Source organism: Cupriavidus sp. H18C2, from assembly GCF_049393795.1.
GTDB lineage: Bacteria > Pseudomonadota > Gammaproteobacteria > Burkholderiales > Burkholderiaceae > Cupriavidus > Cupriavidus pauculus_C.
Map to the genome: position 1 here is coordinate 198,068 of NZ_CP186012.1, position 18,615 is coordinate 216,682.

Sequence of the window (18,615 nt, forward strand, 5' to 3'; positions counted from 1 at the left end):
ATATTGCCGCCCAAGCCCTCGTAACTAGTTTGCCTTCTGCAGCGCAGCCTCCACGCTTGCGAGTTGGTTCAAGAGCAACTTTTTCGGTCTGCAGGCTTCGTACCCCCGAGACAGAATGTCGCGAACTCGCTGCACCGCAGCTAACTTGGACTTGGCGTCCCGAAGAAGCGCCCCATTGGGACCACCGTAGTAGAGATCCAGGCTTGCACCGAGGCCGGCCTTATGCTCCATCGCAACCCAATCGTCCAGGGTTGATCGCACTTTTCCAACGGCAATAGTTTGGCGATACTCAAGATCGGAGATCGACAGCGATCTCAGCAAGGATGCAATCTCACGGTGTCCATCGACAGCCATCGGGACGGCCGGCCTCCATTGCGAACGGCTTCCTCCAACCGCGCCGCCGTATGGCAACGCTCTATTGCGGACAACGCCCGACACCGCAGGCATCGGACGCCGGCGACGAGGTCTATCCAATGCGGCACGCGCGGGACTGACAAACTCACTGTCGTAGCTGCCAGTTTCCCACTTGCCTTCAGTACTAGTCCTTAAACGAGCAACGATATCCGCCACACCAGCGGCAACAGTTTCGGTATCACAGAAGAGGAAAGGAAACGTCAGTTGCGGCGAGTAGAGGCCTTCCCAAGCCGGGCGAACCATCGTCATATCGTTGCGTTTGGCCCAATCGAGCCGTTCGGCAAGCACTGATTTCTCATATGGTTCGTCCATATAGATCCAATCACCGTTTCGGTCGATCCACAGGGAATAATGATCGGCGCCGGGCAATGTCTCGAACCGTGTAAGCAATGGCCAGCGTTCCTTCTGGGTGGTCGCCGGACGCAGTCCCGTCGCAGCCATGAAACGCAACGTCCGCGCCGCAGCGGCCAAAGTTTCACGGGCGCCCTCTTCCTCCCTTGGGATATCGAGCTTGAACTCAAGATGGTCCTGAGCCTCGATGCGGAAGCCGGCTAAGTGCCGGGCGCTCATGAGCTGATGCCTAGATACAGTCTGATCGAGCGGCTTGACCAGCTGGACTGACAAAGTCAGCCGGCCGCGCTCGAAATACTCGCCTCGCGGCTTGACCCAATAGGCCGTGAGGTAGGCCGTGAGGTAGGCCGTATGATCTGTGTCGGCGACCACGGGTGCCGACAGCCCAGATGAGGCATGGCGGAAGTTCTGGAAGCCGGCTTCCTTGGCGGCCAGGTCCAACGCTAAGCTATGGGAAATTCTTTGCTCACGCTTGATCTCGATGGCCAAGCGCTTTATTCCAGCAATGGTAGACGGAAGGGTAGTACGACGACTCATGACGATCTCCAGCCCGGATTAAAGCGTCACCCGTCGACCGCTCAGCCCAGGGCCAAAAGATAGCCATGGAAAGAAAATTCATGATGACCGCAGTGCCGTTTCCAGCTTTGCAATGACGGGTAGCATGCGCCTGCGTAGCGCCCTGCTAGTATATCGCAAAAGCAAATATCGCATCGAGCGCGACAAACGGCCTTATTCGATGGGAGCAGACAATGTTTGAGAACGGGTCCGTAGTTGACCAGAAGTACTTCGTGCGCGGTTTGTGCAGCAATGCGGGGGGCATGGGGACGGTGCTGTTTGTGCACCACGTTCATAATCCCGATAACCTGCTGGTTCTGAAGTACTGTAAGCACGTTGACGACGAGATGTTGCGCCGCTTCCAGCGCGAGGTGCGCGTCATGCAAGAGTTTTCCGGCAATGGCGCCGTAGCGCAGATCGTCGATGCGAATCTGGTGCATTTACCACCGTACTTCGTCATGCCGTACTTCGAGAACGGCGATGTTTCCAGACACGCCGAGTTCATTCGGTCGCGTCCGGATACGACGGAGCTGTACTTCATGCGCATGATCGACTGCATCGAGCAGCTTCATATGCGCGGCATCTTTCACCGAGACATCAAACCGCAGAATTTCCTGCTCGGCGGCGGCAACTTGGTTGTATCGGATCTTGGGCTTTGCACACAGCTTGATTCTTCGACCATGTTCACGCGCCAATCGGAGTGGGCTGGTACCCCGGGCTACATTCCTCCTGAATTCCTTGACAATGGCGGATTTCGGAATGCCGATGCGCGTGGTGACGTTTTCATGCTTGGCGCGACGTTTCGCAGTATTCTCGCCGGTGACACGCCAATTCATCCAGCCATCCAAGCAATCCTGGCTCGCGCGACTGCGCCTGACAAGACGCGGCGATATGCCAGCCTGGCTGACCTCCGCCAAAGCCTGCAGTCTGCGTTCGACGTCATTTTGAACCGCCACCGCGGCCAAGCCGGCGCGCTGGAACTCAACCAGCGCATTGTTGATAAATGGACGGCATCGCATGTGGCCGATCCTGCCGAAATCGGAACCTTCATTCAAGCGCTTAGCGCTGTTCCGTCTGAAGAGCGCGAAACGATTTGCCTCGACCTCAAAGTTGAAGTCTTTCAGGCGATTGCGGCCAGCCGATTGCAGCCCGGCGTGCTTTCGCTGTTCCTGGACAGCTATCGCGAAATGGCGGAACACAGCAGCTATGGATGGTCCTTTGCTGAAACCATTGCCGACAACTGCAAGGTCCTTTTCGCATCGCCGTCCGTAGGCGAAGAAGACAAGGCCGACGCGTTGCGAATCGCCGTGATCGCGGCCGAGCGCCAGAACCGTTTCGCAGCTATGGATACTTGCCGGGACATGATGGTGAGCGTGCAGCCAGGCGACTTTGGGCTTGCCCAGCGCGTTCACGACCTGATGATGGAGTATGCCTATTTATTCATGCAGAACATCGATCCGGCGCAATGTCGGGCGATGGCCGTTCGCCAGGCTGTTGTCCTGTTAAAGGAAAGAGCCGCAGCTGCAACGGCAGCGGCCACAGCGCAACAGATCAACCCGTTTGCATTCGGCCAAGGGCAATAAAAAAACGGGCCGTTGGCCCGTTTTTTTACCGTGTCGTGCCCGACCGCCACTCAGGCATTTCGGGGAAGTTGCGCCGAGTCGATGTCTTGGCCGCTTCCTTCAGCTTGGTCTTCATGGCGGAAGTGACGACTACAGTCTTTGCAGACGTGACGGCGCGCACCACGACCTTAGGTGTCTTTTGTGTCACCCTAGATTGGTTGGTTTTGAGCGCTTGGGTCATATCATCTCCTTGCCGTGCAGATAGTCTAACAGCTTTCGCCAAGAGGGGCTTCCGGCTGCGAGGTCGAACTCCATCCATCGTTGCGATCCGTATTCTTCCCACCACGCTTCATCCATTGCTCTAACATCCTGGACGGTACGACACATTGCAAGGTGAGGTGCTGCATCCGTCTCGCCCGGTTCCAGTTCGGCGTCGAAGCCGACCTTGGGCCAGAACTTGTATCCAATCATACGCGGGTCATGCCCAACACCGCCGCCAGCGATCAGGGAAATGTGCCGATAGCCCATTCGATGGGCGACCATAGCGCTCAATGCAAACGCCAACGGCCCCAGACCAACCGGAGCCTGCTCCCTAAGAAAAAAGTGGTCCACGTGCACAGCACCTAGCTCGACGGGGTCCGCGACCGCTTCTTCATCAGCGGCATCCTCTATGTAGAGGGAAGGCCCGTCTTCTTCCACGTAGATCCCGACTCGATTTTTGTGGCCTTCATGCACGATGCCAGGGTTCACCGTGGTGTAGTAGGTACCCGGCGGACTGTCATCTGGACCGTACCTTCTGTCGGCTTGTTCATGCACGCGGGAATCACTGAAAATCATGAGCAGCTGAGCGCACTCGCGACCCTCGATGGTTCGACCGTCAAACTCGACTTGATCATCGGCTTCGACTTCAGTGCCATCCCAGCGAAACGTGCCGCTCAAATGTGTCGTAGCCAGCTGTGAGGCGCACAGGACGTCATAAGCCGCGCGAAGCTCGGTTTCGAAGTATTCCGTGGTAGGTAGCGCCATATCGGTTGACCGCTGTTAGTCCTTGCCAAGCGCGCTAACTAAACGCGCTTTCGATGGCGGGATGCCACAACGGGCTTTCTTTCTTGAAGAAGTTGTAGGAGCTGCCGTCGGTCGTCAAAACCTGGTTGCCGTCAATCAGGTTGCCCTTGCTGCCAAACGATGCCCCAACGAGGTGCGACAGGTCGGACCGATTCAGCAACCGACTGACATAGAGACGCAGCGCTGAAGGATCATTGCTTGCCGCATGGTCATGCTGGGCCAACGATTTGAGCGCGGCGGCATCAATAGCTTCAAGGCCGACGACCACGAGGCCGGCCCGCCTTCCGCTCAGCTGCCGCTTAGCCGCGTCTGCCACCGTATCGAACACCTCATTGAGGAACGTGTCGCGCCTGGCGCTCTGGAACGCCACCACCAGCGCGCCGCGGCCGCGTTTGCCAATCACGAGTGTCGGTACATTCGTGGTTTGGGTGACCGCTTCGAGAACCTGTCGCAACGCGGGATCGCGCTCATCCAACTGCGCGGCTACGCTCCCGTCGAAATCACGCAGATCTACGCGCGTGCCATCGTCGAGAACACCGGACTCTCCCGTCATGACTTGGCGCGTTATTGCTTTCAATAGCGCCTTCAGTTCGGTAGCGTGCCTCGGCAGGCGATCAAGGACTGTCACGACGACTGCGAGGCCTTGCGTCAAATCGTTTGCGAACGACATCTGCTGCTTCACGAGCAATGCAAGCTCGGCAACAGTCTCGCCATCGATTCTCCGGCCCTTATCGTTCGACACGGACTTACATTCGATTTCGAGCCCATCCGTACCCAGGTCTTCCACAAGCAGATCAAAAGACGGCTTACCAGAATTCTGATCTGAAAACTCCGGCCAAATCAGACTACAGCCGCGTCGGAGAAAATGCGTTGCGACCGAGAGTTCCAGGCGCAGACCACTCATATCCCGGCTATTTTTGAACGCGCCTCGCAATCTACCAAGAAAAGCCGTTCGATTCTTCCCTTCGAGCGAATTGTGCAGCGAAAGCGTCTGCGCAGCGAACGTCATCCCCGCGTGTAAACGGGCGCCCCGCAAGGTCTCGGTCGGCAGCACTCCGTATTTCTCCCTGATGGCGCTGCACTCTGCGAGGTCGAAGACTACCTGATTCTGTTCGTGATGATGCGCTCGCAACCACTGATTTCGCTTCGTGTGGGAAAGCAGATTGCGGTGCGGTCGCAGCCAAGACTCAGGCCCGACCACAGCGCAAAATTCCTCAAACAATAAGGGGAACCGATCGAGATAGAGTTCCGTGGCCAGCATGTCACGCCCCGGGCTGCGCCAGTGCGCTTGCCAATGCCACCCACAAGGCCTGGCGGAAGGCATCCTTCACCGCTTCGGGTGTGACAGGGTTGTCGTCCTCCGCGATGCCGTTGGTGTAGACATCGCCAAACCACTTGCCTTTCACGCACTGGCCAATGAACCCATTGAATCCAGCGCGGAAATACTCGCGTTCCGGATGACACATACGGTGCTCGAGCTTGGGCAGATCGAACGGCAGTTCGCCTAGACCCCGCTCGATGGCAATTGGCGGCAGCGTCAACTCGATGCGCCACGCACCATACTGATATCCATCGGGACGCGTGAGTTCACATATCGGCCGATCAACGTTGGCCATGCGCTCGAGCTCGGTTCGCAAAACACGTTCCAATGCGTGGGGCACCAAAAACCACGTCGCGTGTCCTCGCGACTGAGGGTTGCCTGGACCGGATTCATTGTCAGCGCCGTTCCAGCGCAATCCGAGCCTGGGCTCGCCGTCAAACACGCCTTCGGCTGCGCTCCACCCTGCCCTCCCCGTGTTGGCGAGCACCTTCTTCAGCTTCCATCGCCCACGAGGCGAATTTACGTCTGCCGGACCTACGTACATACCTTAGTCCCATAATAAATTTGTACGTACGTATGCTACATAGCTCAGTAGGTCGGCGTCAGCGAAATGTTGACCGCCACCCGCGTGCTCTGACCGCCACAAGCTGGGGTGCGCGATGGAACGATTTGGCAACGGTCATAGCGAGAGGCTGGAACGCCCCCGCCGGTCCCGCAGGACACTCGCCTGTAATCCCTTTTTTGTGTCTTATGCGCAATATTTAAAACACTGAAAGCTGCTTACATAACTATCGTTATGCTAGTAACTTGTTTTTACCGTTCTTGATAATCTTTCTTATCAAGAACCGTAAATCAGAGGGGAGGTGACTTTCCGGTTTATGGATTGAGCGACATCGCGAGGCACTGGAAAAGCTATTCGTGCGACGTGCTACGATATTTGAGCGAGCCGATTGCCGCCCGGGCGTGCCCGCCCAGGCTGTCGCCTTATCGCGTGAGCAGTTGGCGAATTGCGATTACCAGCAGCGTGGCCGCCGTAATCAAAAGCGTCATCTCTACCATGCGGTCCAATCTCAATTTGGCAGCGTTTAAAAACCGGATCCCAGGTAGAGCTCTCACCCTCTACCCGGACAGTCCGGACCCTCTCGATCGTTTAGTCAAGAATCACAAGCCCACCCAAGCGCTTGTGATGCGATCACGATACCGCATCACAAATGCTTTATTGATCACAAAAGGTGGGTGTGTGATCGCCTCCCCCTTTAAGCATCTGAATTTAAACGGAAATTTCGAGTGGTTTTGAAACAACACGTGGCATTGCGCGGCTTGTTCGACGAAAGCCTCTCGAGAAGCCGCGAGCTTCCGTGTCAAGCTGACCTTTGCGACCAGAAAACTGGACAACCTCGACCTCTCCTGCGCTGCCCTACTGCGCGACAGACTATCCAAACACGGCCGCTGAACGCCGGATGTATGCGAGAAAATCGAGACACGGCACAGTGACGCCTGCCATTGCGCAGACGGCCGGGATCTTACGCTTCGCCGGAATATCCGGCGGATTGCCGCCACTCCGCAACTCGATGTTCAGTATATAAATTTGTACGAGGCTGATTTAAAGCACTCCCAATCAACTTTCCACCATCCGCCCTCCCCCGTTCCGTTGGCAAAAGCGACGCGAACTCTTTAAGTGGTGGGCCACGGACCCGCGGCCAAGTTGAAAGGCGCATCAGTCGGCGTTGGCGCCTAGCAAAAATGCCAGCGGCAGAACGACGGCCGCGGCGGCCGCCCGCGATGTAAGCGCCACTACGGAACATATCAAGCAAAATTGGCGCGACCACAAAGCCGGCGACTGAGACCGCGGTGACCAAGCGGGCCTGGTCAAAATCGACACATCCTCGCCGGACAGACCGCGCTATCAGGTATGGGTTGACGCCAAGCAAGATGATTCCGCCGATGGCGGAGCTGAGGGTCGGCAAGGCAGCCGTTACGACGCCGGCGAGCAAGGACACAATGGTCACAAGAAACTCCTGGTTGATGTTGTCGGTGACCCGCCCATGCTTGTCACCTGAGCACGTGTAGGACCTGGTCGTTTATCTCCAGATCGGATCGCGCGGCAACGAATGGCTCAAGGCCGGCGGTAACGCAGACTGGGTGTACGATTACGACGCCTGAAACGTGCCGCTGAACTGAGCCCGTTCCCCGTCATCGCCCGACCATCCTCGACGCGGCCCGGCGTAGTCCATGACTCGTTGCGCCAGCTTTCCTGCGCGACGGTGGCAAACACGAAGATCTCGCGGCCGCGGTTCAGCGGAAAGGGGATGCGGCTGGTACGTTCGTGGCGCGCGGCCTGGTAGCGGGCCAGTGCCGCCGGGATGTCGTCGGCGCCTGCGTCGGCCAGGCAGCGTGCCAGCACCACGCCGTCTTCGATCGCCATGCCGACGCCTTGCGCCATGAACGGCATCATCGGATGGCAGGCGTCGCCCATCAGCGTGATTTGCCCGGCCGACCACGCGGGCAACGGGTCGCGCACGTACAGCGCGGAGATCAGCACGTCGTCGCAGACGTCGAGCAGCGCGCGCGCATCGGGATGGAATCCGGCATAGGCGGCGCGCAGATCCGATGTCAATCGGGTTACCGTGATTCGGCTGCTCGACACGCTCGAACACGAAGGCATGGTCGAGCGCCTGCCGCAGGGCGGCGATACGGTCGGATTCGCCTTCCTGAAGATGGCATCGCGCGTGCTGGCTGCCAACGACCTGACGACCTTCGCGCGCCGCGTGCTCGCGCAGCTCAGCGGGTCGCTGCAGCTGTCGGCCTATCTGGCGGTGCCCGATGGCGGCGACGTGCTTTACCTGTTGCGCGACATGCCCAACACGGGCCTGGTGAGCAATATCCAGGTCGGCAGCCGCGTGCCCGCGCACCTGACCACGCAGGGCCGCATGCCGCTGGCCCATCGTTCTCCGGACGAACTCCGGGCACTGCTGGGCGGCGACCCGCTGCCGACTGTCACGAAGCAGAGTCCCGCCACGCACGCGCGGCTGGCCGACATCCTGGCGGCCGATCTCGAACGCGGCTGCGCATGGAGCTTCTCCGCCTTCGAACCCGGCATCGATTCCTGCGCGGCGCCGGTCTGCGATGCCTCAGCCAATGTCATCGCGGCGACCAGCGTGGCAGGTCCGCAGCAGCGCTTCGAAGCCGATGGCACGTTGCGCGAACGCACCGAGAAAGAGGTCAAGGCCGCCGCCAGGGACCTGTCGGCGTTGCTCGGGTATCGCCAGCCGTAGCCTGGCAATCCAAAGCAAAAGGCGGCGCACCGTCGCGCCGCCCCTCACCCGGACGCCAACCCTCAGGCTTCCAGCTTCATCGGCATCGACCGGCGTCGTGACCGCGTTGCCTTGTACAGCGCATGCGCCACGGCAGGCGCCACTGGCCCAAGCGACACCTCGCCGCAGCCCTGCGGCGGACGGTCGCTATCGACGATCACTACCTCGATCTTCGGCATTTCGGCCAGGCGCAACAACGGATAGTCGTGGAAATTGCTCTGCTGCACCACGCCGCCCTTGAACGTGATCTCGCTATTGAGCGTATTCGTCAATGCAAAGCCGATGCCGCCCTCGATGTTCGCGCGGATCAGGTTCGGATTGATCGCCCTGCCGCACTCCACCGCGCACACCACCCGCTTCACGCTGAATGACTTGCCCGCGCGCTGCAGCTCCAGCGCCATCGCCACGTAGGTCTGGAATGCCTCCCCGCGCCCCGTGTAGAGATTGAACGTGAAGGCGCGCGTGACGTTGGCCTGGGGCTTGCGATCCCAGTTGGCAGCCTTTGCCGCCGCATCGAGCGTGCGCAGCGCCAGGGGATTGTGGGCCAGCAATACACGCCGGTAGCGGTACGGATCCATGCCTGCCGCATCGGCCATCTCGTTGACGAAGCTCTCCAGCATGAAAATGCTCGATGTCGAACCCACGCTGCGCATGAAGCTGACCGGAATCGGCTGCTTCACGTCGATCATGTCGACCTTGAGGTTCGGCACGCGGTAGACGCAGTCGTAGATGGCTTCGAGCATCGTTTCGTCCCAGCCGCCATTCTTCGCCATGCGATCGGCCTTGATGACGCCGTAGAGCGACTGCCCCGTCAGGCGCGCGTGCATGGCCACCGGCATGCCCTTGTCGTCCAGTACGGCGCGGAAGCGGCCCGAGACGCCGGGGCGATAGAAGCCGTGCCGGATATCGTCCTCGCGCGAGCGGATCACCTTGACCGGCTTGCCGACCGCGGCCGAGGCGCGCGCGGCATGGATCACGAAATCCGGCAGGAACTTGCGCCCGAAGCTGCCGCCCAGGAATGTCGTGTGAACGATCACGGTCTCCGGCTTGCGGCTATACAGCTTGCCTAGTGCGTTGCGCACGAAATCCTGGCCCTGGATCGGCCCCCAGACCTCGATCGCATCGTCGCGCACATGCACCGTGGCGTTCACCGACTCCATCGTCGCGTGCACGATGTACGGCGTGTGGTAGTCGGCCTCCACGATCCGCCCGCCCGCAGACAGTGCCGCGTCGGCATCGCCGAGCCGGGTGGCGACAACCGCCTCCGGCGCACCGAGCGCAGCCTGGCGTGCGGCCATGATGTTGTCGCTGTCCAGGTCTTTCGCCGCGCCCGGATCGATATCGAGCTCCAGCGCGTCGGCGCCCTTCTTTGCCAGCCAGTAGCTTGTCGCGACGACAATTGCCGCGTCGGGGGCCCGCACCACGGCCTTGACGCCAGGCATCGCCTGGACCGCGTCGGCATTGCGGATGCCGGTGACCTTGCCGGTCACGGTGGGCGGCATCTTCAGGGCCCCGTACAGCATGTCCGGCACTCTGACGTCGATGCCGAACTCGGCCGAACCGTCGACCTTGGCCGGCGTATCGAGGCGCAGCAGGTCCTTGCCGATCAGCTGGTGCGCCGCCTCGTTCTTGAGGCGCGGCGTCGGATTCAGCGGCAGCTTCGCTGCTTCCAGGGCCAGTTCGCCATAGGAGAACGAGCGCCCGGTGGCGCCGTGATACACGCGGCCCTTGTCGGTATGACACTGCCCGGGCCGTACCTGCAGCCGCTTTGCCGCCGTCATCATCAGCACTTCGCGCGCCTGCGCGCCGGCAATGCGCAGGCGCTGGTAGAACAGCGTGGCCGACATCGACGCGCCGACGAACTGCTGCGGCTCTTCATACGCCGCCCCCGTGCGGTAGGCATCGCGCCCGGTGACGAACGTCACGGTGATGTTCTGCCAGTCCGCGTCGAGTTCGTCTGCAAGGACCTGCGGCATGCCGGTGTAGACCCCCTGCCCGCACTCGCACTGCGACAGGCCGAGCGTGATCTTGCCGTTCGGCTCGATCCAGATCCAGTCGGTTATCTCGTGGGTGCCGTGGGGGCCGCTGTCGACGGTGCGGCTGGCCAGCGCCGGCAGCGGGATGCACAAAGCGCCCGCCAGCGCCGCACTGCCCTTGAGGAAGCCGCGCCGCGCGGGGCTCGCCAGGATCTCACTTTGCTGCGGCATGGATGGCCTCCCGGATGCGGTGATAGGTGGCGCAGCGGCACAGGTTGGTCACGGCCGCGTCGATTTCCTTGTCGGTGGGGTGCGGGTTCTGCTTGAGCAGCGCGCTGACCGCCATCACCATGCCCGACTGGCAGTAGCCGCATTGCGGCACATCCTTGGCGATCCACGCCTGCTGCACCTTCGACGATCGGTCGGGCGACAGGCCTTCGATCGTGGTGACGCTGCGCCCCGCCACGCTGGACACCGGCGTCACGCACGACCGCTGCGCCTGCCCGTCGACGTGGACGGTGCATGCCCCGCATGCGCCGATGCCGCAGCCGTACTTGGTGCCGGTCATCCCGGCGTCGTCGCGTATCACCCACAGCAGCGGCGTATCGCCGTCGCCACCGAAGTGCGTCGCCTTCCCGTTCAACACAAAGTCCATGATTGCCTCGCTTTGTCCTCGCCAGTGCGAGAAAAGACGGCCGCAGGCCACCGCGCACTGCGCGCGGTGCGGCCGGTACGACTCGAAAATCGGATGGGATGGCGCCGCCTGGGCGCCCGGATGGTGCCGCTAGTCCGGCGTGATGTGGTAGGTGCGGATCAGCGTGGCCCACGACGCGGTTTCATCGCGAATACGCGTGGCCAGTGCTTCTGGCGTGCTCGCCACGGGCTCCAGGCCCTGGCGCTGCAGATCGCTGCGGATCGCCGGCGTGGCGAACAGTGTCTGGACGTCGACGGCAAGCGCATCGGCCAGCGGCCTGGGCGTGGCCGATGGCAGCAGCAGCGCGTACCACGAACTCACATCGATACCGGGCATGCCCTGCTCTGCCAGCGACCGCACATCGGGCGCGGCCGGCGAGCGCTTCGACTGCGTCACCGCAATCGCACGCAAGGCCCCGGACTGCACGAACGGCGCCAGCGTGGGCCACGTGCCGAACAGCATGGGCACCTGGCCGCCCACCACGTCGTTGACGGCCTGCGTCGTGCCCTTGTACGGCACGTGCAGCATGTTCGCCCCTGCCTTGTGGTGAAACAGTTCGCCCGCCAGATGCAGGCCGCTGCCGACGCCGGGGCTGGCATAGCCCAGCGGCTTTCCGGCCTGGTCCGCCAGCTTCGCCAGCGCAACCAGTTCCGGCACGGTGCGCGCCTTGACCGACGGATGCACGGCCAGCACGTTGGGAGAACTGGCCAGCAGGGACACCGGGCGGAAATCACGCGCCACGTTATAGGAAAGCGCCGGAAACAGCGTGGGATTGATGGTCAGGTTGCCGGCCGGCACCACCAGCCAGGTGCAGCCATCGCCAGCCGCGCGCCTCACCGCATCGATACCGATATTGCCGTTGGCGCCGGGCTTGTTGTCGACGACGATGGACGTGCCCTGGCGCTGCTGCAGCCCCATGGAAAGCGTGCGGGCCAGCTGGTCGGCCGCACCGCCGGCCGGAAACGGCACGACGATCCGCACGCTCGCGCAGGAGCCGGCATGCGCCGTGCCGGCCACGGCGACGGCTGCCATCGCCGCCACCGCTGCGCCCAGCCACCGCCGGGGCCGCTGCCAAGCCTTCGCCCTCTGATTCGCCTTCTGATTCGCGGTCTGGCTGCGTTGCTGCATGCTCTTCCTGCCTGTCCCTTCGATCGTGACGATCGCTACCGTCGTGTTGTCATTAGCTGGCCACCATGCCTTCCGGCATGGGCCGGTAATCCAGCAGGCGCGATAGCTCGGCTGCCGCCTCCCGCACCCTTTCCACCATCGGTTCCAGCAGCGCCGGATCGATCCGTGCCGCCGGAATCGTCGCGCCGAGTGCGGCCACCACGCGCCGGGTACGATCCCGCACCGGCGCGGCAATGGTCGAGATACTCGCCTCGAAGAACCCTTCGTGCAGCACGTAGCCGCGCTGGCGGTCACGCTGCACCATCTCGTACAACTCTTCCACCGTGCGCGGCGTGCTCTCCGAGAACACTTCTAGCCGCGACTCCGGATACAGCTCGCGCAGCTCCGACAGCGCCAGGTCTTCCAGCAGCACGCGGCCCAGCACCGTGGCATGCGCCGGCAGGCGCGTACCGACATTGACCGTACTCGTGAACGGCCGGGCTGCCACCGACTTGGCCACGTACACGATGGACCGGCCATCGCGCACCACGAGATTGCACGGGTAGTGAATCTCGTCACGCAGCCGGTCCAGCAGCGGCCGGCCCAGTTCGGTCAGCTCCAGCGAGGCCGGGTAGTCGAAACCGAGCCGCAGCACCGCCATCCCCAGGCGAAACTCCCGCCCGCCGTCCGTGCGCTCCACGAACCCCATCATTTCCAGGGTGGCCAGCAGCCGGAACACCGTCGAACGCGGCACCTGCAGCCGCCGCGCCAGTTCCGCCGCCGACAGCGTGCGGTCTTTGCTGCTGAACTCGCCCAGCAGCCTGAGCCCGCGCTCCAGACCCGGCACGATGTACTTGTCCTGCGTCTCCTCCGTGGGAGCGGCTTTACTCATGGTCTCTCTCTGCTTGACGTTCGGTTTGCCAATGAACAGCAACGGGTCGATATAACACGCTTCGCGCTGCCCCATGCACCCCAAGGTACATGGCCATTTCCAAACACTAGCAGAATCGTTCCATATATAAAACTACGATCCACAATAGGGACAACTACACTGTAGGACTTCTGTGTTGATGACTCAACTTAAGGAAAACCCTGACGGGACGCGGCAGGCCCTTTAAACAGCACCAAAAGAGCGAAAAAGCCCTGCACGCCGGGAAAGTCGGCAGCAGGGCAAACGACGACAGGCAGGTCGGCGCCTGGAGGCCAGGCGCGATTTTCTTCAGATTTCCAGCTCTTCCAGGACCTGGCCCTTGGTTTCGATACCGAGGAAGAACACGGTGACGGCAGCCAGCAGCGGCACCACCGCCAGCCCGAGGAAGGCGGTGCTCAGGTTGCCGGTGCCGATGGTGGAGGCGATGATGCCCGGGGCAAAGATTGCCGACACCTTGAGCCACGCGCCGCCGAGCCCGCACCCCATCGCCCGCACGCTGGTCGGGTAGAGTTCCGGCGTATAGACGTAGGCCGTGATGAATCCGCAGGCCAGGAAGCCCATCGCCAGCGCGCAGAACGTGGCCACCACATAGACCGACGATGCGTGGAACACGCCCGCCAGGATCAGCGACGCCGCCCACAATACGAACGAGACATTGATGACCGGCTTGCGGCCAACCTTGTCCACCACCAGCGCACAGACCAGCGACCCGACCACGCCCAGTACCGAGGCACCCGCCGCCAGGTTCAGCGCCAGTTGCAGCGGCGCGTGGTAGACGGTCTTGTAGACGGTGGGCAGCCATGTGGACAGCCCGTACTGGATAAAGCCGCAGGTGGCCCACAGCATCCATACGGCCAGCGTGCGGCCCCGATACGCCTTGCCTACCAGGTCGCGCACCCGGCGGCGCGGATGCTTGCCCATCGCGTCGAACCTCGATGCATCGCCAACCGGTGCCAGCGGCTGCTTCGCACGCGCCTCGAACTGGCGCAGCGCGTCGTCGGCTTCCGCCAGGCGGCCCTTCTCGGCCAGCCAGCGCGGCGACTCCGGAATCACGCGGCGCAGCACGAAGAACAGCACCAGCGGCGCGCCGCCCAGGAAATACATCACTTCCCAGCCATAGCGCGGCACCAGCACGGCACCCATCGCATTCGAGACCATCAGCCCGATGGGGAACACGATCTCGTACAGCAGCACGAACCGGCCCCGGCCGTGGGCGCGCGTCACCTCGTTGATATAGGTGGCCGCCACCGGCAGTTCGCCGCCAAGCCCAAGGCCCTGCACGATGCGCAGCAACAGGAAGATCTCGAACGACGGCGCGAAGCCGCACGCCAGGCTCATCAGGCCGATGATGCCCGCGCTCCAGCCAATCGACCGCAGGCGGCCAAACCGTTCGGCCAGCGCCGGAAACAGCAGCGCACCCACCAGTTGCCCCACCGACGGGGCGGCGATCAGCAAGCCGATCTGGCCCGGCGACAGCGACCACTTGCCGATCAGCAGCGGCAGCGTGGCGGCAATGGCGATCACGTCGAAGCCATCGAAAAACGTGGCCAGCCCGATCAGCAGCCGTGCCCGCACATGCATCATGTTGCCGGGCATGCGCTCGATACGGGCGACGATCTGCCCGCGTGTCACCGGCGTGGCCGCCTGGGTCTGGGATGGGGTGGCGGCCTCTTCGGCCGCTGCGCCGCCGTAGGCTACGGTGCCCGCCTGCGCGCCCTGCATCGAGGGCGCTGCGTCTTGTCTCTGAATCAACACGGGTATCTCTTCCGGAATCGTGTAGGGCAGTCACCCGCGTGGCCGCTTCGTCCCTGAACGTGCGGCTCTGCCATGGCGGCGGGCAGTCTTCGTTGCCGCGCCTGTCACGGCACGGCGGGGTCCGTCAAAGGTCCAGCACCAGGCGCTGGCCCTTGCAACCGGATACGCAGACCATCATCGTCTGGTTCGATTCGCGCTCGCTGTTGCTAAGCACGCTGTCGCGGTGATCGGGACAACCTTCGACCACCGCTGTCTCGCACGAACCGCACACGCCTTCGCGGCAGCTGTACTCCACGGCCACGCCGGATTCCAGCAAAGCGTCGAGCAGCGACTTGCCGGACGGCACGCGCACGGTCTTGCCGGAGCGCTGCAGCTGGACGCTGTACTCGCCCTCCTGCACCGCTTCGGTGGCCGGGTCGGCCGCGAAGCGCTCGATATGCACGTTCGGGTAGCCGTGCGCTTCGCAGGCCGCCTCGAAGGCGTTGAGCATCGGGCCGGGGCCGCAGCAATAGAAGTGCGTGGTGGCGTCCTGCCCCGCCAGCATCGCCTTCAGGTCCGGCGGCACGCCGGCCTCGTCGTCGAAGTGAAAGCGCACGGCGTCGCCATAGGCCGACAGCTGCTCGACGAACGCCGCCTCCGCACGCGAGCGTGCGCAATACAGCAGCGTGAACGAGCGGCCGCGCTCGGCCAGGCGCCGCGCCATGCACACGATCGGCGTCACGCCGATGCCGCCGGCGACCAGCACCGTGTGTGCGGCATCCTCGTCCAGCGCGAAATGGTTGCGCGGCACCGCCACCGTCAGCGTGGTGCCGACGCGCAACTGCTCGTGCACGAAACGCGAGCCGCCACGGCTGTTGCGGTCGTTGAGCACACCAACGGTGTAGCGGTCGCGCTGTTCGGGCGCGCCGCACAGCGAATAGCTGCGCACCAGGCCGTTGGCCAGATGCAGGTCGATATGCGCGCCCGGCGCGAATGCCGGCAGCGGCGTGCCTTCGGGATCGCGCAGTTCGACGCTGACAACGCCACGCGCCTCGAAGCGCATGGCCTGCACGCGCAGGGTTAAAGATTGGCTCGCACTCATGGGGGCTTCCTTCTACTTCGAGACTTCCAGTCTTCCAGACACTTAACGCTTTTCCGTCAGGAACTTGCCTTCCGGGCCGCCGGCGTTCTTCTGCCGGCGAGTGTTGCCGTCGATGCCGCCTTCGATCGCCCATTCGGCGAACGTGGTCGGGCCCGGCTCGAATTCGCGCGGCTCCCAGTGGGCATCGAGCTGGTCTTCGTCGGCGTAGTACTCGATCAGGCCGCCGGCCGGATTCTTGAAGTACCAGAAGTACGCCGACGAGATCGGATGCCGGCCCGGCCCGAGCTGCGTATCCCAGCCCGTGCGCGACATGTGCATGCCGCCGCCAAACACCTCGTGGATATCGCGCACCGTGAACGCCACGTGGTTGAGTCCGGCCTTGCCATGCGGCAGCTGCAGCAGGAACAGGTCGTGGTGACCGCCCTCGGCCGCGCAGCGCAGGAACGCGCCACGGCCCGGGTAGTTGTCCGATTGCACGAAGCCGAACTTCTCCATGTAGAAGCGCTCGGTGGCCTTCACATCCTTCACGAAGAACACCACGTGCCCCACTTCGATGGGGATCGCGCGCTCGTAGATCGGGCTCCGCTCGTTCATGCGCGGCTTGTCGTTCCACGTGTTCATGCGCGCGCACTCCACCAGCACGTCATGCTTACGCGATACCTGGAAGCGCACTGCCAGGCCGTTCGGGTCGGTGCAGCCGATGCGTGCCCCATCCTGCAGCGACACGAACGTCGGCTCGTTGCCGATACGGTCGCGGATGGCGGCCAGCGATGCCTCGTTGTCCACGCCCCACACCACTTCGCGCAGCGTCGGGCCGTCCTCGATCGCCGCCGCCAGCGCCGCGTCGGCGATCTTGCGCACCAGCACGCGGCAGCCGTTCAGCGTCTCGAAGTCCAGGCCCTGCGCGTCGTCGCGCTTGATGGCCAGGCCCCAGTCGCCGAAGAAGCCACGGCATGCGTCGAAGTCGTCGGCGCCGTAGACGATTTCGTCAATTCCCAATACTTTCATTTCAGTCTCCGGCCCACGGCAGCGGTTGTTCGTTCAAGCCCCAGTACACGCTCTTCTGTTCCATGTACTGCAGGATGCCAAGTCGTCCCTTCTCGCGGCCCAGGCCGCTGTCGCGCCAGCCGCCGAACGGCGTCGCGATCGAGAACTGCTTGTAGGTGTTGATCCAGACGTTACCGGCTTGCACGGACCGTGCCACCCGCCACGCACGCTTGTAGTCGCGCGTCCAGATGCCGGCCGCCAGCGCATAGACGCTGTCGTTGGCCTGCTCGATCAGGTCGTCCTCGTCGTCGAACGGCATCGCCACCAGCACCGGCCCGAAGATTTCCTCCTGGCAGATGCGTGCGTGGTTGTCGAGCCCTTCGATGATGGTCGGCGTATAGAAGTAGCCATTGGGCAGGCCGGGCACGTCCGGGCGGATACCGCCCGTGCGCAGCTGGCCGCCGTCTGCCACGCCTACCGCCACGTACGATTCGATGCTGTCGCGGTGCCGGTCGGTGATCAGCGGCCCCATCTGGGTGCGTTCGTCGGCCGGATCGCCCACTCGCAACTTCGCCGCCGCAGCAGCCAGTCGGTCGATGAATGGCTCGTACTGCGAGCGCGCCACGAACAGGCGCGAGCCGGCAATGCACGATTCGCCCGACGAACTGAAGATGCCGTACAGCACGCCGTTCACCGCGTGGTCCAGGTCGGCATCGTCGAGCACCATCGTCGGCGACTTGCCGCCCAGTTCCAGCGACACCGGCATCATCTTGTCGGCCGCGATATGCGCAATGTGCTTGCCGGTAGTGGTGCCACCGGTGAACGACACGCGCTTCACCAGCGGGTGCTTGGTGATGGCGTCGCCAATGACCGAGCCCTTGCCCGGCAGCACGCTGATCAGGCCACGCGGCACACCGGCCTCTTCGCAGATGGCGGCCAGTTCCAGCGCCATCAGCGGCGTTACCTCGGCCGGCTTGACGATGACAGCGTTGCCGGCGGCCAAAGCGGGCGCCATCTTCTGTGCCTCGCTGGCAATTGGCGAGTTCCACGGCGTGATGGCCGCCACCACGCCCATCGGCTCGTAGACACTCATCGTCAGGCAATCGCCGCGTTGCGGCGTGATCTGCTCTTCCAGCGTTTCCAGTGCGGCGGCAAAGAACTGGAAGGTCGCCGCAGCGCTGGCCACCAGCGCGCGGGTTTCGCTGATCGGCTTGCCGTTGTCCAGCCGCTGGCTCTGGGCCAATGATTCGGACTTGGCGCGGATCAGCGCGGCCACACGGTGGAGCACGGCGGCGCGCTCGTGCGGCTTGCGTTGGGCCCATCCGCTGACACGGAAGGCCTGATGCGCGCCCTGGATGGCCTCCTCGACATCGGCCAGGCTGGCCGCGTTCAGTTCGGCCACCACCTCGCCAGTGGCGGGGTAGCGCGTGGCGTAGCGGTCGCCGCCGCCCGGGCGCCACTCGCCGGCAATCAGGATGGGAAGGACTTGTTGCGTCGTCATG

The 18,615-nt window shown here is 63.0% G+C and carries 15 protein-coding genes and 1 pseudogene; 2 read left to right on the forward strand and 14 right to left on the reverse strand.

Features of this window, described 5'->3' with window-relative positions:
- Window positions 1–24: 24 nt before the first annotated feature.
- Window positions 25–1,254 (reverse strand): DUF5623 domain-containing protein, encoded by a 1,230-nt coding sequence (locus EPAKOI_RS26255; protein ID WP_423194614.1) that lies wholly within the window; start codon window positions 1,252–1,254, stop codon window positions 25–27.
- 260 nt (window positions 1,255–1,514) lie between these two features.
- On the opposite strand from EPAKOI_RS26255, the gene EPAKOI_RS26260 reads away from it, so the two are divergent.
- The gene (locus EPAKOI_RS26260) at window positions 1,515–2,903 is read left to right on the forward strand and encodes a protein kinase domain-containing protein (protein ID WP_423194615.1); all 1,389 of its coding nucleotides are present in this window, start codon (window positions 1,515–1,517) and stop codon (window positions 2,901–2,903) included.
- 25 nt (window positions 2,904–2,928) lie between these two features.
- Here the strand turns inward: EPAKOI_RS26260 and EPAKOI_RS26265 are convergent, their stop codons facing one another.
- The 5 genes and pseudogenes from EPAKOI_RS26265 to EPAKOI_RS26285 form a co-directional block, all read right to left on the reverse strand.
- Window positions 2,929–3,123, reverse strand: a complete 195-nt coding sequence (locus tag EPAKOI_RS26265) for a hypothetical protein (protein ID WP_423194616.1) — start codon at window positions 3,121–3,123, stop codon at window positions 2,929–2,931.
- On the reverse strand, window positions 3,120–3,908 hold the full coding sequence (locus EPAKOI_RS26270; protein WP_423194617.1) for a hypothetical protein: 789 nt from the start codon (window positions 3,906–3,908) through the stop codon (window positions 3,120–3,122). The genes EPAKOI_RS26265 and EPAKOI_RS26270 overlap by 4 nt, the downstream gene beginning before the upstream one ends.
- Window positions 3,909–3,942: 34 nt before the next feature.
- Window positions 3,943–5,208 (reverse strand): hypothetical protein, encoded by a 1,266-nt coding sequence (locus EPAKOI_RS26275; protein ID WP_423194618.1) that lies wholly within the window; start codon window positions 5,206–5,208, stop codon window positions 3,943–3,945.
- A 1-nt stretch (window position 5,209) separates the two neighbouring features.
- Window positions 5,210–5,563: a hypothetical protein gene (locus EPAKOI_RS26280; protein ID WP_423194619.1), complete on the reverse strand. Its 354-nt coding sequence runs from the start codon at window positions 5,561–5,563 to the stop codon at window positions 5,210–5,212.
- 2,013 nt (window positions 5,564–7,576) lie between these two features.
- Window positions 7,577–7,876: pseudogene (locus EPAKOI_RS26285) on the reverse strand (FAD-dependent monooxygenase); the annotation flags it as partial.
- Window positions 7,877–7,895: 19 nt separating this feature from the next.
- Between EPAKOI_RS26285 and EPAKOI_RS26290 the strand changes: the two are divergent.
- Window positions 7,896–8,543 (forward strand): IclR family transcriptional regulator, encoded by a 648-nt coding sequence (locus EPAKOI_RS26290; RefSeq protein ID WP_423194620.1) that lies wholly within the window; start codon window positions 7,896–7,898, stop codon window positions 8,541–8,543.
- Window positions 8,544–8,605: 62 nt separating this feature from the next.
- Here EPAKOI_RS26290 and EPAKOI_RS26295 read toward each other — a convergent pair whose 3' ends face one another.
- The 8 genes from EPAKOI_RS26295 to EPAKOI_RS26330 form a co-directional block, all read right to left on the reverse strand.
- Window positions 8,606–10,789: a molybdopterin cofactor-binding domain-containing protein gene (locus tag EPAKOI_RS26295; RefSeq protein WP_423194621.1), complete on the reverse strand. Its 2,184-nt coding sequence runs from the start codon at window positions 10,787–10,789 to the stop codon at window positions 8,606–8,608.
- Complete coding sequence (locus tag EPAKOI_RS26300; protein WP_423194622.1) at window positions 10,773–11,213, reverse strand: (2Fe-2S)-binding protein; 441 nt, start codon at window positions 11,211–11,213, stop codon at window positions 10,773–10,775. The genes EPAKOI_RS26295 and EPAKOI_RS26300 overlap by 17 nt, the downstream gene beginning before the upstream one ends.
- Before the next feature lie 129 nt (window positions 11,214–11,342).
- The gene (locus EPAKOI_RS26305) at window positions 11,343–12,284 is read right to left on the reverse strand and encodes a tripartite tricarboxylate transporter substrate binding protein (protein ID WP_423194623.1); all 942 of its coding nucleotides are present in this window, start codon (window positions 12,282–12,284) and stop codon (window positions 11,343–11,345) included.
- Between the two features lie 148 nt (window positions 12,285–12,432).
- Window positions 12,433–13,251, reverse strand: coding sequence for an IclR family transcriptional regulator (locus tag EPAKOI_RS26310; RefSeq protein WP_423194624.1), 819 nt, complete (start codon window positions 13,249–13,251; stop codon window positions 12,433–12,435).
- Between the two features lie 327 nt (window positions 13,252–13,578).
- Entirely contained in the window at window positions 13,579–15,012 is a 1,434-nt protein-coding gene (locus EPAKOI_RS26315) for an MFS transporter (RefSeq protein ID WP_423194786.1), read from the reverse strand.
- Between the two features lie 157 nt (window positions 15,013–15,169).
- On the reverse strand, window positions 15,170–16,126 hold the full coding sequence (locus tag EPAKOI_RS26320) for a PDR/VanB family oxidoreductase (protein ID WP_423194625.1): 957 nt from the start codon (window positions 16,124–16,126) through the stop codon (window positions 15,170–15,172).
- A gap of 42 nt (window positions 16,127–16,168) precedes the next feature.
- Entirely contained in the window at window positions 16,169–17,134 is a 966-nt protein-coding gene (locus tag EPAKOI_RS26325) for a VOC family protein (protein WP_124686933.1), read from the reverse strand.
- 1 nt (window position 17,135) lies between these two features.
- Window positions 17,136–18,614, reverse strand: coding sequence for an aldehyde dehydrogenase (locus EPAKOI_RS26330; RefSeq protein WP_423194626.1), 1,479 nt, complete (start codon window positions 18,612–18,614; stop codon window positions 17,136–17,138).
- Window position 18,615 lies beyond the last annotated feature (1 nt).

Excerpts from the sequence above, each read along its gene's own strand:
- EPAKOI_RS26260 (WP_423194615.1), top strand. The coding sequence starts at position 1,515 with ATGTTTGAGAACGGGTCCGTAGTTGACCAGAAGTACTTCGTGCGCGGT.
- EPAKOI_RS26265 (WP_423194616.1), bottom strand. The coding sequence starts at position 3,123 with ATGACCCAAGCGCTCAAAACCAACCAATCTAGGGTGACACAAAAGACA.
- EPAKOI_RS26270 (WP_423194617.1), bottom strand. The coding sequence starts at position 3,908 with ATGGCGCTACCTACCACGGAATACTTCGAAACCGAGCTTCGCGCGGCT.
- EPAKOI_RS26275 (WP_423194618.1), bottom strand. The coding sequence starts at position 5,208 with ATGCTGGCCACGGAACTCTATCTCGATCGGTTCCCCTTATTGTTTGAG.
- EPAKOI_RS26280 (WP_423194619.1), bottom strand. The coding sequence starts at position 5,563 with ATGGCCAACGTTGATCGGCCGATATGTGAACTCACGCGTCCCGATGGA.
- EPAKOI_RS26295 (WP_423194621.1), bottom strand. The coding sequence starts at position 10,789 with ATGCCGCAGCAAAGTGAGATCCTGGCGAGCCCCGCGCGGCGCGGCTTC.
- EPAKOI_RS26300 (WP_423194622.1), bottom strand. The coding sequence starts at position 11,213 with ATGGACTTTGTGTTGAACGGGAAGGCGACGCACTTCGGTGGCGACGGC.
- EPAKOI_RS26305 (WP_423194623.1), bottom strand. The coding sequence starts at position 12,284 with ATGGCAGCCGTCGCCGTGGCCGGCACGGCGCATGCCGGCTCCTGCGCG.
- EPAKOI_RS26310 (WP_423194624.1), bottom strand. The coding sequence starts at position 13,251 with ATGAGTAAAGCCGCTCCCACGGAGGAGACGCAGGACAAGTACATCGTG.
- EPAKOI_RS26315 (WP_423194786.1), bottom strand. The coding sequence starts at position 15,012 with ATGCAGGGCGCGCAGGCGGGCACCGTAGCCTACGGCGGCGCAGCGGCC.
- EPAKOI_RS26320 (WP_423194625.1), bottom strand. The coding sequence starts at position 16,126 with ATGAGTGCGAGCCAATCTTTAACCCTGCGCGTGCAGGCCATGCGCTTC.
- EPAKOI_RS26325 (WP_124686933.1), bottom strand. The coding sequence starts at position 17,134 with ATGAAAGTATTGGGAATTGACGAAATCGTCTACGGCGCCGACGACTTC.
- EPAKOI_RS26330 (WP_423194626.1), bottom strand. The coding sequence starts at position 18,614 with ATGACGACGCAACAAGTCCTTCCCATCCTGATTGCCGGCGAGTGGCGC.